The following is a 14,217-nucleotide window of genomic DNA, read 5'->3' as shown; positions in this document are numbered from 1 at the left end:
AGAAGATGTCCATGAGATATTATTTTATTACACTAAAAGGACCGGCACAACCACCGGTCCTAGGCTTTCTCCATTTCTCTATTAAATTTTCCCTTTAAAACCGCCTTAAATCTCTCTGGATCATCCACCCGGATTGCCACCTGGTCATAATGCTTAACCAACCCCATGGCTAGGGTGGCCGGAACACGTCGCTTCAGTTTCAAGATCACATCAGGATGAACTTCCATAAAGTCACGCGCGATAAATTCAATGGTGTTTTTCGAAAGCTTTTGTTGACATTGTTCCGGTGTATCCCTAACTTCTTCGATCTCAGACCACTTTACCTCCATCCGTTTCATTAACCCCATTGAGATATAAAGCGAGTGCTCCGTTACCTGCAGCGGGTTATGCCGGACGGCCTGAATGTCCGCAAGAAAAAATAGGACCGTGTACATATTTAAAACCAGCATAATAATCGATAGGACCAAAGATTTTTCGTGAATCAGCCAGTGGATGCCAACGGATTCCAGAACCGTTGCATGAATCAGCATAACCATTAAGGCAATATAGCTTGATTTTTTGTGCAAAGTAAAGTATCCCTCGCCTGTTACTGGCTTCTTTTTCCAAGAAGCAAAAGAATAATAGATCACGAGCATCTCTGAGCAAATCACACGAACAATAGGATATGGCTTTACCTTTTCATTAACTGCCTTTGAAAATGCATAAATAACTGATAATGGGCTTTCTTTGACATAACAAACAATCCTTGGCAAATAAAGAAAGAACGTCACCAATACTACCATTTCTATAAGCAATAGCCCGCTTTCCACTGCAAATCCCAGCCAAGTGACCCGTTCCATAGGTGCCAAGTATTCCATTGGAATCATAAACCGGGCAACCACGAGACCACCAGAGATTCCGATTAGAATGTTTTTCCAATTCCATTTTTGTTTTTTCCATGTCAAAAATAACAGAGGTGCTACTAGTGCCAAATCAATCATGGATGCTACAACCAGTTTATTAGGATTTTCAGGTAAAATTTCTCGACCGAAAGCTGTGCGGTATAAGGAATAATTTGCTACAATCACAGACATGAGTAGAAGCAATAGCAAATGACGGTTAAGGGACCTTTTCCATACCATTTTAGTCATCCTTTACTTCTTTTCCTAATTATACCATACAAACTGTAATAATATTATTTTTCCAAATCTTCATCGTCCTCGTCATCTTCCTCAGGATCGATAAACCGAATGGTATACTTATTTTCACCGGCATCTTCACAAACGAAAAAGCCCATTTTCGGTTCCAAATATAAGTTCAAGGGATTCAAAGTGTTGTTAATAATACTGTCCCGTAAGTATTTGGCGTTTTTTATTCGGTTGTTAAATGACATGGTCCGAAGTTCAATTTCAACGACATGACCGTAGCTAGTCACCACTTCCGTTTTTTTCGTGCCAATCGGTGTTTGCTTCTTTATGTGAGCCAGTGAAAACCAAACACAGTTACTTTTCCTGCCCGACCTTGTTGGCAATAAAAAGATATCCAAATGTGAATTAATCGCTAGTGGATAAAATCGTAAATGAGGTCCGAGGATTTCCATGGAACTTTTACGTGCACCTTTTAGATTTGATCCAACCAACAACAGATTTTTTTCAATAATTTTTAACGGTGGCTGGTCGACAAGAAAGGTATCTTCTCCCTCAATAATTCTCGTAACAAGCTTACCCGTTTTGTCATATTCTCCTGTTATTAGAATAGTTTTTTCATTAAAGAAATATCTATTACTTTCATTTTTCATATACCGATCCCCCAAAAAAGTTTTCTCTATCAATTCTTATAAATAAGGGGTATACTAACCATAAGAGTTGGCATACCCAACTTCCGTTTCCCCCGGGCTGGTCGGTCAAGACATGTACCCGGGGGCTTCTATTTGTTAAACTACATGTAACACCTCCTCTTTATTGTGAGTGATATCACATGATTGTCCGTTATCCATATTCCTAAAATGGTACAATCTGTTTGGTGTATTGGGAATGGTAGGAATGCAAACTTGTTCGTGGGGGAATGTAGTGAGGTTCGTGGAGCTGCACAATCTTGAATCTGCCGTCTGCGTTTCGACAATCTACTTGTATATTATATTAAGTATGACCTATGATTGTAAATATTTGTCGATAAAATTCTAATAATTTGTGTTTATCCCAAAAAACTGAAAATTGCATGTATTGACACAAATAGAATTCTAGTTTACAATTTTTATCCAATTACCATGGAAAATGATTGGATGATGATTAAATAGTATTTATAATGTATAAAAATACAATATTTCCCTTTCAATACCGTTAATTTTAATAAAATTAACTTTTCACAAATATTTCATTATTTTTAGGTTCTGTTAAAGTTGTATTTGATTCCGCTCCAGTCATAGGGTGTAAAAATCAACAGTTTTCTTTAACATAGTTTAAAAATACAAAAAACAACTGGTGTATACACCCAGTTGCTTTTAATATCTTCTACTTTTTAATGGAGAATCCGAATTGTTTAGCAAGATTTTTTTCAATCCACGACCAAGGTAACAGGTTTTTAAATCGTATCTGTGTTTTGACTCCTTTTCCTACTGGATAATGTAACTGCGGGTTTTCGGACTTCACTGCCTGAAGAATAACTTCTACCACTTCCATCGGATCTCCGCCGCGTTCTTCCATCTGCCCCACCAGGCTAACGATCTTATCCTTAAATTCCGCATATGGGGAAGTCGGACCAATCTTAACAGACTCCATTCCCTTGGACCAAATGTCGGTTTTAAATACCCCCGGCTCTACTACAATTACCTTAATACCAAATGGCAACAGCTCTAACCGCAATGATTCACTGAAACCCTCTAGAGCAAATTTTGAGGATGAGTACGGGCCAATCCCGGGTAGACCCATTTTACCGGAGATGCTGCTGATATTGACAATCGTACCGCTTTGATTTTGCCGCATCGTTGGAAGAATGGCTTTTGTCACCGCAACAACTGCGAAAAAATTCGTCTCAAACTGCGATTTCCAGTCTGAAATTGCGAGGTCTTCAATAAACCCGCCTTGGGCATATCCAGCATTGTTTACAAGTAGATCAATTTTTCCGTGCCTTGTCAGAATATCGGAAACCACCTGTTCAACCTCTGCAAAATCGGTCACATCCAGTTTTACGATTTCTATTTGACCTGCCACACCTGTTTGGGCAGCCATCTGTTCGAGCCTGTCCTTCTTATCTGGATTTCTCATGGTCGCAATCACATGATACCCTTCTCGAGCGAGTGCCAAAGATAAAAACATGCCAAATCCACTCGATGTCCCTGTTATAAAGGCTATCGGCATCGTCTTTAGACGTTCCGTCATAATAGGCCCCCTTCTCATTCATACTTCCATTATTCTTGATTGATTCCGACTATTCTTCCATTATAAAGGAATAAAAAAAGAAGTCACCTCAGCAACTTCTTATAAACTAGCAAATTCTATTACCAGCTGTTCAAAGCGGTTTAACGCATTATCAATCGGTTCGGACGTCGTTAAATCAACACCCGTTTTCTTTAATAATTCAAGCGGATAGTCGGAACTGCCGCTCTTGAGAAATTCCAAATAGGCAGAAAGTGTTGCACGGTCCCCTGCAAGCAGCTTTTCAGCTATATGAATGGCTGAGGCAAAGCCAGTCGCATATTTGTATACATAAAACGGCCGGTAGAAATGCGGGATCCGTGACCATCCGTATTTTACCTCTTCATCAAACACTAAGTCATCCCCGTTATATTGTCTGAATAATGATTCATAGATTTGATTAAAACTCTCCACATTTAACGGTATTCCGCTTTCTGCCTTTTCATGGGTGATTTTTTCAAACTCCGCAAACATAACTTGAGTAAAAAAGGTCCCTCTAAATTGGTCAATAAAATGGTTTAACAAGTACTTTCTAATCGCTGGGTCGGTTTCTTTATTTAATAGATAATGGATTAGCAGTACTTCATTAACCGTGGAAGCCACTTCCGCGACAAATATGCTGTATCCGGCGGAGATTCTTGGTTGATGAGAATTAGAATACCATGAATGCATCGCGTGTCCAAATTCGTGTATCATCGTGAACATGCTGTCAAGATCGTCGTGATGATTAAGTAAGACAAATGGATGTACACCATAAACACCCAAATTATAGGCTCCCGAACGCTTTCCTGGTGTTTCCCTAACATCAATATAACGAGCATCCTTAAACGTTTTCAGCGTTTTGACATAGTCCTCACCAAGTGGAGCCAGTGCTTTCAAAATGGTATCATACGCTTCATCATAGGAAATTTCCATTTTAACACCATCTACAAGTGGTGCATTCATATCATATTGACGCAATTCCTCTACACCTAGCTTTTGTTTGCGGATCGCGGTGTATTTATGCATGGAAGAGATATTTGCTTTGGTGGCAACAATCAACTTCTCATAAACTTCTTTTGGAACCCTGTCTCCAAACAAGCCTTTTTCCAGTGCAGAAGGATAATGGCGTAGTCGCGCCATGGTTACGTTATTTTTGATAGTAGAAGATAGCGTTGAAGCAATCGAATTTTTCCATTGTAGGTATGGTTGATAATAGGCTTTATAGGCTTGACGTCTTTTTTCACGGTCTTCGTCTTCTATCCATTTCGAATACATGCCTCGGGTTAATTCCACTTTCTCACCGTTATCATCGGTCACTTCACCAAACTTTATGTCGGCATTGTTTAGCATATTAAACGTTTGGCTTGGTGACGATAATGCTTCTCCCAATTGTGAAAGGAGCTCTTCTTTTTCCTTTGATAATACGTGATTCTTATATCGATAGGATTCAAATAAGTCTTTTTCAAAATAGGTTAAGCGGGGCTCTTGCTGGATATATTCCCTTAATGTCCTCTCTTCTAAACTTAAGAGGAAAGGCATGAAGAAAGCGGTTGCGCCATTCATTTTTACGGCCAACTGCCTTGCACGGTCTAGTAAAGATTGGGCTCTTGTGTCCCTTGTATCGATATCACCCTGAAGCATCCCGTAAACATAGATCAGATTAAACTTACCTTCCATTACCTCATTTTGCGATAAATATTGATAAAGTGCTGTCCCACTGTGAATAGCGCCATCAAATTGCTTCATTTTCGGTATTTGTTTTTCCAGAAAGCGGTAATCTTCTTCCCAAGCCTCGATAGATGGGTAGATGTCCTCGATTCGCCATTTTTCTTGTTCAGGTACTTCATCCCGTGTTCGATAAGTTGTCTTCACATGCATCCTCCTTTTTGGGTAATACTTCATTTTACCATGCACTGAAGAAATCTTCATTTTTGAAGGCCTTTTTAATTGTTGTTATAATAATGGTTAGATGACGGTTAAAAGGTGATCCATTGATGAAAAGATATGCAAATTTGGACGATGTTAGTAATAAGAAATCATTTAAAGATATGATGAAGTGGAATAAAGAACGACGCAGCAAGGTGAAGGATTTAACAGTGAACATCGAGCAGAGTCCTGATAAAAAAATGGCGGAGCTCCTTGAAAACAAGACGCAAACTTCATATACATGGATTGGTCACTCTACATTCCTGATACAACTAAAAGGACTAAATATTTTAACCGATCCTGTCTGGGCTTCACGTATGGGCTTTCAAAAACGGTTAACAGAGCCAGGGCTAGCCATAGAACAATTGCCGGATATTGACGTGGTAGTGATTTCTCACGGACACTACGACCATTTGGACTTCCCTTCGATTAGAAAAATCAAAGGAAATCCTCATTTTTTTGTCCCTGCCGGATTAAAGAGGCTTTTTCAAAAAAAAGGTTATCAGAATGTAACGGAATTAAATTGGTGGGAAAGTGTAGAAAATAAAGGAATTTCGATTGATTTTGTCCCTGCCCAGCATTGGAGTAGAAGATCATTAACTGACATGAATACGTCTCATTGGGGCGGTTTTGTGTTTCGATCCGGAGATGAGACGCATTATTTTGTTGGAGATACCGGATATTTTTCCGGGTTTAAACAAATTGGTGAACGGTTTGAGATTGATACGGTCTATATGCCAATTGGTGCCTACGAACCAGAATGGTTTATGAAAGACTCGCATATTAATCCGGAGGACAGTGTGAAAGCTTTTTTGGAGCTGGGTGCCAAGGAATTTGTGCCGATGCATTACGGTGCCTATCGACTCGCAGATGACACCGGGCCTGAAGCACTAGAGCGACTGATTAAGGAATGGGACCAATTGCAGCTGTCTAAAGAACAGCTGAAGATATTACTGTTAGGAGAGACTATGTTCAAATAACGGGATTGGGTCGTTATTTGAAGGAATCTGTTGAGAATTGGTGATAAGTTTTTCACCATGTTAGCAGGAAAAATAGCCATCTTTCGAAAAATATTAATATAGACACTGTAGTGGTCTATCCGATAAAAGTGGAAAGGTGGTAATTCTTTGAGCACGGAACTAACCCTCCAACAAATCGTCGAAGGGATCCCAAGATCCTTACTTAACGCAACCGACCGAGACCTGGAAGGCTTTCAAAAAATTATAGAGGAAACCATTAAATTACGTGAAGGCCATAGAAACCTGCAAAAAATGATTAAAAATTTTAATACCTCCACCATTCGTACTTGATTCCAAATTATATGGAATGCAATCAATAGTAAGGGGTTCTGTTATGGGAGTGAAAAAACGAATTACCCTTAAAACAGAAAAAGAAATAACTAAAAATCACACATTAATAATGACCCCAATTCGATTAATCAGATTCTGTTTCATATGTCAAAAAGTAAAATTACACCCAGAAATGAATAGCAAATTGCCAACCCATTTGCACCGTATTTACGGTGCTTTTTTATTCATAAAAAAGTAGCCAAAGCTCATATAAACTTAGGCTACGTATCATCTAAACAGTTTGGTGGATTAATCTTTCAATCTCTTCATCAATTCTTACTGGGTCTATTCTTTCAAATAATGTTTCTACTTTTGATAATCTCTGCGATTTAACAATAAACGCTCTCCATTCGGTTTCTTTTGTATTTATCATTTCCTTGACTTTCCTGCTTGAAAAAGGGAGAAACGGAGTAAGAATATGAGCTAAATTTGCAATAAGATAAACACAATTCGCCAAAGTTTGTTTGCAAGACTCGGTATCTTCCTTCATTTGTTTCCAAGGTTGTTGTTCATCAAAGTATTTGTTTGAATATCTAACAAGTTCAAAAACTTTTTCCAATCCTTGTTTGAAAGCAGTAGTTTCGATGCAAAGACCTACTTCATTGTACAAGCGATTTACCCTGTCCAGAATGTTCAAAGATATGTCCTTTTCAGGTATAACAGCATCAAATGACTTTTCTATAAATTTTAATGTGCGATTAACGAAGTTACCATAAGCCCCTAATAACTCGCTATTATGGCTATAAATGAATTCTTTCCAAGAAAAATCAGCATCTCTGTTCTCTGGTGCATTTATTGTTAGGAAATATCTGATCGAATCTGGGTGGTACCTTTCTAAAATATCTGAAACCCAAACAGCCCAATTTTTACTTGTTGATAATTTTTTCTTTTCTAAAGTCAAATACTCGTTTGAAACAATATGCGTTGGCAATGGTTCTTTTCCAAGACCAGCAAGAATCCCAGCCCATATAATTGAATGGAAAGGGATATTATCTTTCCCGTGAACATAATAAGATTGAGCGAATGTATCCCAAAACGTTGAGTCATCCTTATTTGTTTCCTTTGCCCAAAGTTTACTTGCTGTAAAGTATCCTGATACAGCCTCAATCCATACATAGATTTTCTTATCTTCATATCCAGCAACTGGAACACTTACGCCAATAGGCAAATCCCTCGAAACCGCTCGATCTCGCAATCCTTCCTTTAAATATCGTTTCGTGAGAGAAATAGCATTTTCTCTCCATAAGTTCAGATCTTCTGCTTCTTGAGTATAGTTTTCCAAGACATTTTGGAATGAGCTTAAAGAAAAGTAAAAATGCTCTGTAAACATTGTGGTAGGCGGATTTCCGCATATTTTACATTTTCTATCAAGCAAATCAAGTGGTTCTAACACACTTGAACAAACGTCACATTGATCGCCACGAGCATATGCCCCACAATGAGGGCAGATCCCCTCAACATAACGATCAGGTAAAAATTGCTGATCATATTCACAATAGGTTTGTTCAATTTCCTTTTTATAGATGTATCCTTTTTCAAGCAACTCTAAAAAAATCTCTTGAACGATTTTATGGTGATGTCTTGTGTCTGTTCTTGTATATGTGTCATATGTGAATCCTAATCTTGCAAAACAATCTTCAAATTCTTGGTGATAACGGTCCGCAATCTCTTTTGGAGTTACACCCTCTTGTTTCGCTCTAATTGTAATAGGAGTTCCATTACAATCGCTTCCCGAAACATATAAAACTTTTTCTCCCTTTAAACGGTAATATCTCGCAAGAATATCGCCAGGTAACAAACTTGAAATATGACCTAAATGTAATGAGCCGTTCGCATATGCCCAAGCCCCTCCAATAAAAATACTCATTGATTAAAACCTCCTGATATGATTTTTAATTTTGAAAACAAAAAAACCTCGCCTTAACTGTAATAGTTAAGGACGAGGTTTGAATTCCACGTGATACCACCTTATTTCGCAAATGGTTCACACCATCTGCCTCAACAAGTACGGAGTAAAAAATGATACTCTTATACTGTGACATTGATAACGAGTGCCAAAACTCGTCGTAGCCTACTAATCCATTAAAGTAAGTTCGGTACGAAGCTCAGAGACCATTGTTCAAATGAATGTTTTTGCTTCTTTTCAGCTACCGAAGCTCTCTGGAAAAAACAATATCATTTTACTTTTTCTCATCAAAGCCTTTATTTTATTATTAAAAATAGTTTATTCAAAAATTTTCCTGAAGTCAATCTTTATATTGTTTTTTAAGATTTCATAGCACCGAAGGGCACACTCTCCATGCTTCTTCAACTTTAAATTTTTCACCTAGCAGTTCCAGTACATCATTTTGAGGTTTTGCGGTTTTTATTAATTCAAGAAAATGGCTCTCTAAATATTTTTGATGTAAATTTTCATTCTTCCAACCCGATAATACAAGGAAGTAATTACTTTCATTTTTGGAAAATGCGAATGTTCCACCAAGCATCCCTTCAGCTTTTTTCATTGCTAAGTTCCATACTTTTTTCTGCATATCAACAAAGTGGTCCGTTTTTTGCTCTTTAACTTGTGACAAAGTAACACGAATAAACTTGCCATTCCTCAAGACATTAACAAAATGTTCCTCTAACCCTGAAATTCTTAGTTTTTCTTGAAACAGATTTACTTCTATTGAAGTACAGGTACTTTCTTGCCCAGAATTGACATAAATTCGGTCATGTACCTCCTCCATAAAATACTGATAATCTGTTTGACTTTCCCAAAATGAATAAATACAAGCAGTCAATGGTTATGTTTCGCTCCACCCACCCACTTGTCCTAAAAATCCTTTAACCTTACTAATAGGTTTCCATTGTTTTTGGTACTCATAAAATATGTCCCTTTGGCCCTCTTTTACTGTGCAAGAAATTCTTTTTATCATCATTAACTTCACCCCTATTACTAAGCCATTTGTTAAAAAGTAAATTGCTTACAATAGTCAGATACAAACTTTCATCATTTCTTGTATTTATAAATAGCCTATTAATATATTGATTTAGATAAGTCACCAAAGGGTAGCAAAAAGGACAAGTTTGTCCTTGTCTTAAATTTTATATCCTTTTTAAAAAAGAGAGATCTTGTACGAATTATTTCTTAATTGCTTTCTAGAGATAAACTATACGTAGGCCTTATTCCTTTTTAAAGAATTGAGTAATCATCATTATAATTCCGACAATTAGGTAGATCATTCCGTTACCAAGGATAATTAATCCTAAAAAGGCTGCACCAATTGCCCCTCCTTCACCAGTTCCACCCTCACTATGGTGAAAATCTACAAAAATAGAACTAGAAATAAACCCAATAACTGGACCCATAATACAAATCAGTAAGCCAGACCACAAAAAAGATGTATTTTTCTTGTTATAAGAAGAAATAGCCATAAAATTTAAAAACAAAAGAGCTAGCAATAGAATCATCCAAACTAATCCATCTCCGCTCATATTAACCTCCTAATCGTGCTTTAAGTAATATGTAAAAAATGGAAATTACAGTTACAAACTCAATATTAACATTCTTTCCCTTATTTGTAGACTGATAGTTTAAGAGTGCTTTTTGATGTAATTGTTGGCAGTATTGTGATTACCTTTGGCTGTTTATGTAAAGTTTGTTTTTTCATTCAAAAATAAACATTCAATCAAAAGTGTAATTTTACACTAAATCTTGTATAATTATGGTAAGGAAAGGGAGTGAACAAGGTATGGAATTTAGTTTGATATTATTCATTTTTCCTATTGTCGTTGTTGTAACTTCAATAATTGGCTTTTTGTTGTTTAGAAAATGGTTCGTTATGCCCTTACTTACATTTATTGTGTTTGCTTTATTGATGATGTCAATTTTTAATGACTCTTTTCTTATTTGGTTGATTTTATATACGATACTTTCCATAATAGTAAGTTATCCTATGAAATTTATTTGGAAATTAAGTAAGTAAGATACCGCCCAAAAGAGTATTATTTCTATAAAAAAATCCTTATAGAATAAACAGTCGTTTAATATGATTTTTGAGACGCTGAAATAAGCATTTGTTCTACTTGTTTATCAAATGCCAAGTTTTTTCCAGGTTAAAGCCAACGGACCAATAAAGGTAGTTATCAAGATGTTTAGTAGCCACACCTTGAAATCTAACCATCTAATCTTCCAAACATTTATCTTTTCATATCTACTATCAAGAAGGAAAAAAAAGCAATGGAAAACAATTTCCACTACTTTTTTATGATTAAGTATTTGATCATACTAACTTTTTAGAAATTTCAGCTGTTATGGACCAAATTTTGTTTCTCATCACCCTTTTCAACTTCCCCACTGTCATTGACGCGATAAAGGTGATAGGCACCGTACAAGGTCTTTGTATTCTTCCTCCAATTCGCTTAGGGATCCCTGGTATAGGTGTTTGTTTTTAACTTTAAATACTCCAGATTTAAGTAATTCCTCGATTAAGAATTGTCTTTTTTCCTGGATAGCTTCTCGATGGTTTTGATTCATTTCGAAACCCTCCATTCTTTTTCCTTCTTCTTTTTTACCCACATTTGCGATTATAAACTGTCCCTTGAAGGGAAAATGTCGAAAAATCGAATATTAACCCATTTTTAAATAAAATGTTATGAACGTTACCATATGTAAAAAACCGGGGTAATGGTCTTATAAATTTTTAATAAAATTGTTAGAAAGGGTGAAATGTAATTAGTTATTATAGTCATTTTTCATTATGAAATCAAATTAGGATGCAAAAAGGCAGCCTCTTATTCAGAGACTGCCTTCATCTATTTCATCCCAAGATTGATTGTATAATTTTTTTACTTCATGACGGTCGGTAACTTGTAATTTATTCAGGATATTTGAAACATGATTAGCCACTGTTTTTGCACTGAGATGCAACTTTGTGGCAATTTGCACATTTGTAAATTCCTCCACAATCAATTCTAAAATTTCCTTTTCTCGCACTGTTAATTCAGCCAACACCCGGCTTTGGTTATCTGAAGGCTCTTGTTTTGAGAAATAATTCATCATCCTTGAAGCAATATCTGAACTGAAGACAGCACCACCGTTGCCTATTACCCTAATAGAATGAAGCAACTCCATCTCCCCAGCGTCTTTTAACACGTAACCACTGGCACCCATCTGCATCGCAGTAAAAACGGATTTGTCGTTCTTTAACATCGTTACTATTAAGATTTTTATTTCTGGCTGCGATTCTTTTATTTTTTTTGTCGCCTCCATGCCGTTGATTCCTGGCATTCTTATATCCATGACGATTACATCAGGCTTAAGTGACATCGCAAGTTCAATGGCCTCCTCCCCAGTTGCCGCCTCCCCAATGACGTCCAAATCATCTGTTGTTTGAATCAAATTCCGAACCCCGCCGCGAAATAACGGATGATCATCCGCCAATAATATCTTCATTTTCATTTCCATATCCCCCTAATGTTAAAGGTAACATCGCTTTCACCCGAGTCCCCCCTGTTTCTACTCGCTCCCATTCACAGCTTCCACCTAGTTCCATAGCTCGTTCACGAATAGAGGTTAAGCCGATACCGCCATTTGCAGCAGGTTTTAATTTTTCAGGCATTCCGATGCCATTATCAGTAATTTCTATTTGCGCGTAAGTTGCCGTAATCTTCAAAAATACCGAACAAGTACTTGCTTTGGAATGGCGCTTGACGTTCACTAACGATTCTGTAATGATTCGATAGGCTGCAACTTCCACTGCTGCAGGTAAAACCGGCAGGGTATCGGGAACATGTAAAATCACCTGTAGCGGTTCCGCTCCCATAATTGTAGGCATGTTTTTTATTTCATTCACTCTTACCCGAATGGCCCCTAGCAACCCAAATTCATCAAGTGTAGCTGGTCTTAAGCCATGGACCATTGTCCGTATCTCCTCCACCGTTTGACGAATAACCTGTCGTAAGCTTTCTAATAATCCTTTAGCTTTGACTGGATTTTTTTCAATATATTGCTCCGCTGCTGCAACGTTAAATGCTAGAGACATGAGTTTGGGAGCCAGTTCATCATGGAGGTTTCGCCGAATCGTCAATCGCTCCTCTTCTCGGGCAACGACAAGTTTTTCACGTGATGCTTGTAAATCCTTTGCCAACAATTTCATCCCTAGCGTCATCTTCGCATTTTGTAAAATAGGTCCCGTTTGCCGAAGCAATACTTCTATTAATTTATCATCTTCTGGGGAAAAGGCTTCCCCGGCGGAGCGACTCGATAGGTGTAAGGTGCCTAATTCTTCCCCGCCATGAACAATGGGGAATGAGTGTAAATCAAATTTGAGTTTCCCTGCTTCAATCACAATGGTTTCTTTTCCGTTAATCCCTACTGTTATTGAAGTATATGGTAATCGAAGTGCGTTTTGAATCGTTTCAATGACAACATCCAGCATTTGTTCAGGGGCGATTGGTTTGATTAATTGTTCCCCTAATTCCTGTAAGATGGAATAAGGATCGTCATGTCTCCCTTTTAAAAATCGATTCACGATTCTCTGCAGCCTTTCTTTTAATGGAGAAAAAACAACAGCAACAATCGCAGTAGCCACAAAGGATACAAGATAACTATGATCTGTTTTAAATAAACTACTAAAGTACATCACTAAAAAGGAATATAAAAGAATGACGGATAAAGATAATAGACCATATACTATTGTTCGATTAACAAGCGGGTCAATTTCCCATAATCGGTGCCGCATAACGGCAAAAGATAGGGTTAGTGGAATTATGGCGACCACCGTGTATAAAAAGGCACTTAAATATACGTAATAAATAGGATCCGCGGCCAAAACCGGATAAACAAAAAATCCACTGACGATGATTGAACCGATTAATGAAATGGCAAACCCATAGACTACCCACTTGGTTTGCTGACGTTGAATGGTAGATGATATATTTTTATATTGGTAAATTTGGGAATATATCGTCACAAACATCATCGTTAAATAGTAGGCTAGCCGTATGCTGCTTGGCCAATGAAGTAAATAAAAGGATGTATTCGGCAATGACAGACTGACAATTTGAATGGCACAAAAAGGAATAAACACAAATAAAGTCCATTTTTTCACGAGTCTTCCGTTTGGAAACAATAGAAAAAACAAGAACAAAGCCATTCTGCCCACTGGTCCTATGGCCTCGGGTACCGCTGCATAATTGGTTCCTTCTGAGGCCAAGTAAACTAAAGAAGTATACGTGGTCCCGTATGCCACTAGTGACAATACGGCCAAAAGCCCCATCAGTTTCTGTCTGTTTTTTATAAAAATGATCACGGCCGCTACGTAAAATAACAGCGCAAATATGGTCTCGATGAAAACAAATAATCCCGCATAGGAATCCGGAGTCAAATGATATTCTTGTAGTGCTTTAAGTGTTGTCGGAGGAGCCGGGGATAATGAGCTGCACGGCTTTAGGACGCATTCCGTTCTAATCACATCATAATAGCCAGTTATCGATTGCAAGAAAAATAGAATGGTTAAGAGGCTAAAGATTATGACGAACCATTTAACAATTGGCAGTCTTTGATCCATGTGGCTCCACCCTTT

Annotated in this window: 12 protein-coding genes, 2 pseudogenes and 1 other annotated feature; of the genes and pseudogenes, 3 read left to right on the top strand and 11 right to left on the bottom strand. The window is 37.5% G+C overall.

The genetic code is table 11. From position 1 onward, the window contains the following. Positions 1 to 59: 59 nt before the first annotated feature. The 4 genes from ACI3K6_RS03150 to pepF all read right to left on the bottom strand — a co-directional run bounded on the left by ACI3K6_RS03150 (position 60) and on the right by pepF (position 5,252). Positions 60 to 1,121, bottom strand: coding sequence for a beta-carotene 15,15'-monooxygenase (locus ACI3K6_RS03150; protein ID WP_435553663.1), 1,062 nt, complete (start codon positions 1,119 to 1,121; stop codon positions 60 to 62). 53 nt (positions 1,122 to 1,174) lie between these two features. After that, on the bottom strand, positions 1,175 to 1,777 hold the full coding sequence (locus ACI3K6_RS03145; RefSeq protein ID WP_435553662.1) for a competence protein ComK: 603 nt from the start codon (positions 1,775 to 1,777) through the stop codon (positions 1,175 to 1,177). Between the two features lie 712 nt (positions 1,778 to 2,489). Then, the gene (locus ACI3K6_RS03140; protein WP_435553661.1) at positions 2,490 to 3,356 is read right to left on the bottom strand and encodes an SDR family oxidoreductase; all 867 of its coding nucleotides are present in this window, start codon (positions 3,354 to 3,356) and stop codon (positions 2,490 to 2,492) included. A 99-nt stretch (positions 3,357 to 3,455) separates the two neighbouring features. After that, positions 3,456 to 5,252, bottom strand: a complete 1,797-nt coding sequence (gene pepF / locus ACI3K6_RS03135) for an oligoendopeptidase F (protein ID WP_435553660.1) — start codon at positions 5,250 to 5,252, stop codon at positions 3,456 to 3,458. A 113-nt stretch (positions 5,253 to 5,365) separates the two neighbouring features. On the opposite strand from pepF, the gene ACI3K6_RS03130 reads away from it, so the two are divergent. Together ACI3K6_RS03130 and ACI3K6_RS03125 are read left to right on the top strand one after the other, a co-directional pair. Beyond that, a complete protein-coding gene (locus ACI3K6_RS03130) occupies positions 5,366 to 6,280 on the top strand; it encodes an MBL fold metallo-hydrolase (protein ID WP_435553659.1) in 915 nt (304 codons plus the stop codon). Between the two features lie 147 nt (positions 6,281 to 6,427). Further along, entirely contained in the window at positions 6,428 to 6,610 is a 183-nt protein-coding gene (locus ACI3K6_RS03125; RefSeq protein ID WP_335478734.1) for a hypothetical protein, read from the top strand. A gap of 271 nt (positions 6,611 to 6,881) precedes the next feature. Here the strand turns inward: ACI3K6_RS03125 and metG are convergent, their stop codons facing one another. The 3 genes and pseudogenes from metG to ACI3K6_RS03110 all read right to left on the bottom strand — a co-directional run bounded on the left by metG (position 6,882) and on the right by ACI3K6_RS03110 (position 10,126). Beyond that, a complete protein-coding gene (gene metG, locus ACI3K6_RS03120) occupies positions 6,882 to 8,516 on the bottom strand; it encodes a methionine--tRNA ligase (RefSeq protein ID WP_435553658.1) in 1,635 nt (544 codons plus the stop codon). Between the two features lie 65 nt (positions 8,517 to 8,581). After that, positions 8,582 to 8,855 (bottom strand) — a binding site (T-box leader). A 67-nt stretch (positions 8,856 to 8,922) separates the two neighbouring features. Further along, positions 8,923 to 9,567: pseudogene (locus ACI3K6_RS03115) on the bottom strand (DUF4937 domain-containing protein). 247 nt (positions 9,568 to 9,814) lie between these two features. After that, complete coding sequence (locus tag ACI3K6_RS03110) at positions 9,815 to 10,126, bottom strand: ABC transporter permease (protein WP_435553657.1); 312 nt, start codon at positions 10,124 to 10,126, stop codon at positions 9,815 to 9,817. A gap of 230 nt (positions 10,127 to 10,356) precedes the next feature. On the opposite strand from ACI3K6_RS03110, the gene ACI3K6_RS03105 reads away from it, so the two are divergent. Then, on the top strand, positions 10,357 to 10,617 hold the full coding sequence (locus tag ACI3K6_RS03105) for a DUF2651 family protein (protein ID WP_435553656.1): 261 nt from the start codon (positions 10,357 to 10,359) through the stop codon (positions 10,615 to 10,617). Between the two features lie 58 nt (positions 10,618 to 10,675). Here ACI3K6_RS03105 and ACI3K6_RS03100 read toward each other — a convergent pair. The 4 genes and pseudogenes from ACI3K6_RS03100 to ACI3K6_RS03085 form a co-directional block, all read right to left on the bottom strand. After that, positions 10,676 to 10,815 (bottom strand): annotated as a pseudogene (locus ACI3K6_RS03100) (IS1595 family transposase); the annotation flags it as partial. Between the two features lie 176 nt (positions 10,816 to 10,991). After that, positions 10,992 to 11,168 carry a Fur-regulated basic protein FbpA gene (locus ACI3K6_RS03095; RefSeq protein WP_435553655.1) on the bottom strand — a complete coding sequence of 59 codons (177 nt, stop codon included), beginning with the start codon at positions 11,166 to 11,168 and terminating at the stop codon, positions 10,992 to 10,994. A gap of 261 nt (positions 11,169 to 11,429) precedes the next feature. Continuing rightward, complete coding sequence (locus tag ACI3K6_RS03090; RefSeq protein ID WP_435553654.1) at positions 11,430 to 12,092, bottom strand: response regulator; 663 nt, start codon at positions 12,090 to 12,092, stop codon at positions 11,430 to 11,432. Beyond that, on the bottom strand, positions 12,064 to 14,202 hold the full coding sequence (locus tag ACI3K6_RS03085) for a GAF domain-containing sensor histidine kinase (protein WP_435553653.1): 2,139 nt from the start codon (positions 14,200 to 14,202) through the stop codon (positions 12,064 to 12,066). Before ACI3K6_RS03085 ends, ACI3K6_RS03090 begins: the two co-directional genes overlap by 29 nt. Between the last annotated feature and the right edge of the window lie 15 nt (positions 14,203 to 14,217).

The organism is Neobacillus solisequens (assembly GCF_051233465.1).
GTDB lineage: Bacteria > Bacillota > Bacilli > Bacillales > Cytobacillaceae > Neobacillus.
This window is presented reverse-complemented; position numbering and strand designations above follow the sequence as displayed.

Coding starts and splice junctions, on each gene's coding strand:
- ACI3K6_RS03150 (WP_435553663.1), bottom strand. CDS start 1,121: ATGGTATGGAAAAGGTCCCTTAACCGTCATTTGCTATTGCTTCTACTC.
- ACI3K6_RS03145 (WP_435553662.1), bottom strand. CDS start 1,777: ATGAAAAATGAAAGTAATAGATATTTCTTTAATGAAAAAACTATTCTA.
- ACI3K6_RS03140 (WP_435553661.1), bottom strand. CDS start 3,356: ATGACGGAACGTCTAAAGACGATGCCGATAGCCTTTATAACAGGGACA.
- pepF (WP_435553660.1), bottom strand. CDS start 5,252: ATGCATGTGAAGACAACTTATCGAACACGGGATGAAGTACCTGAACAA.
- metG (WP_435553658.1), bottom strand. CDS start 8,516: ATGAGTATTTTTATTGGAGGGGCTTGGGCATATGCGAACGGCTCATTA.
- ACI3K6_RS03110 (WP_435553657.1), bottom strand. CDS start 10,126: ATGAGCGGAGATGGATTAGTTTGGATGATTCTATTGCTAGCTCTTTTG.
- ACI3K6_RS03105 (WP_435553656.1), top strand. CDS start 10,357: ATGGTAAGGAAAGGGAGTGAACAAGGTATGGAATTTAGTTTGATATTA.
- ACI3K6_RS03095 (WP_435553655.1), bottom strand. CDS start 11,168: ATGAATCAAAACCATCGAGAAGCTATCCAGGAAAAAAGACAATTCTTA.
- ACI3K6_RS03090 (WP_435553654.1), bottom strand. CDS start 12,092: ATGAAAATGAAGATATTATTGGCGGATGATCATCCGTTATTTCGCGGC.
- ACI3K6_RS03085 (WP_435553653.1), bottom strand. CDS start 14,202: ATGGATCAAAGACTGCCAATTGTTAAATGGTTCGTCATAATCTTTAGC.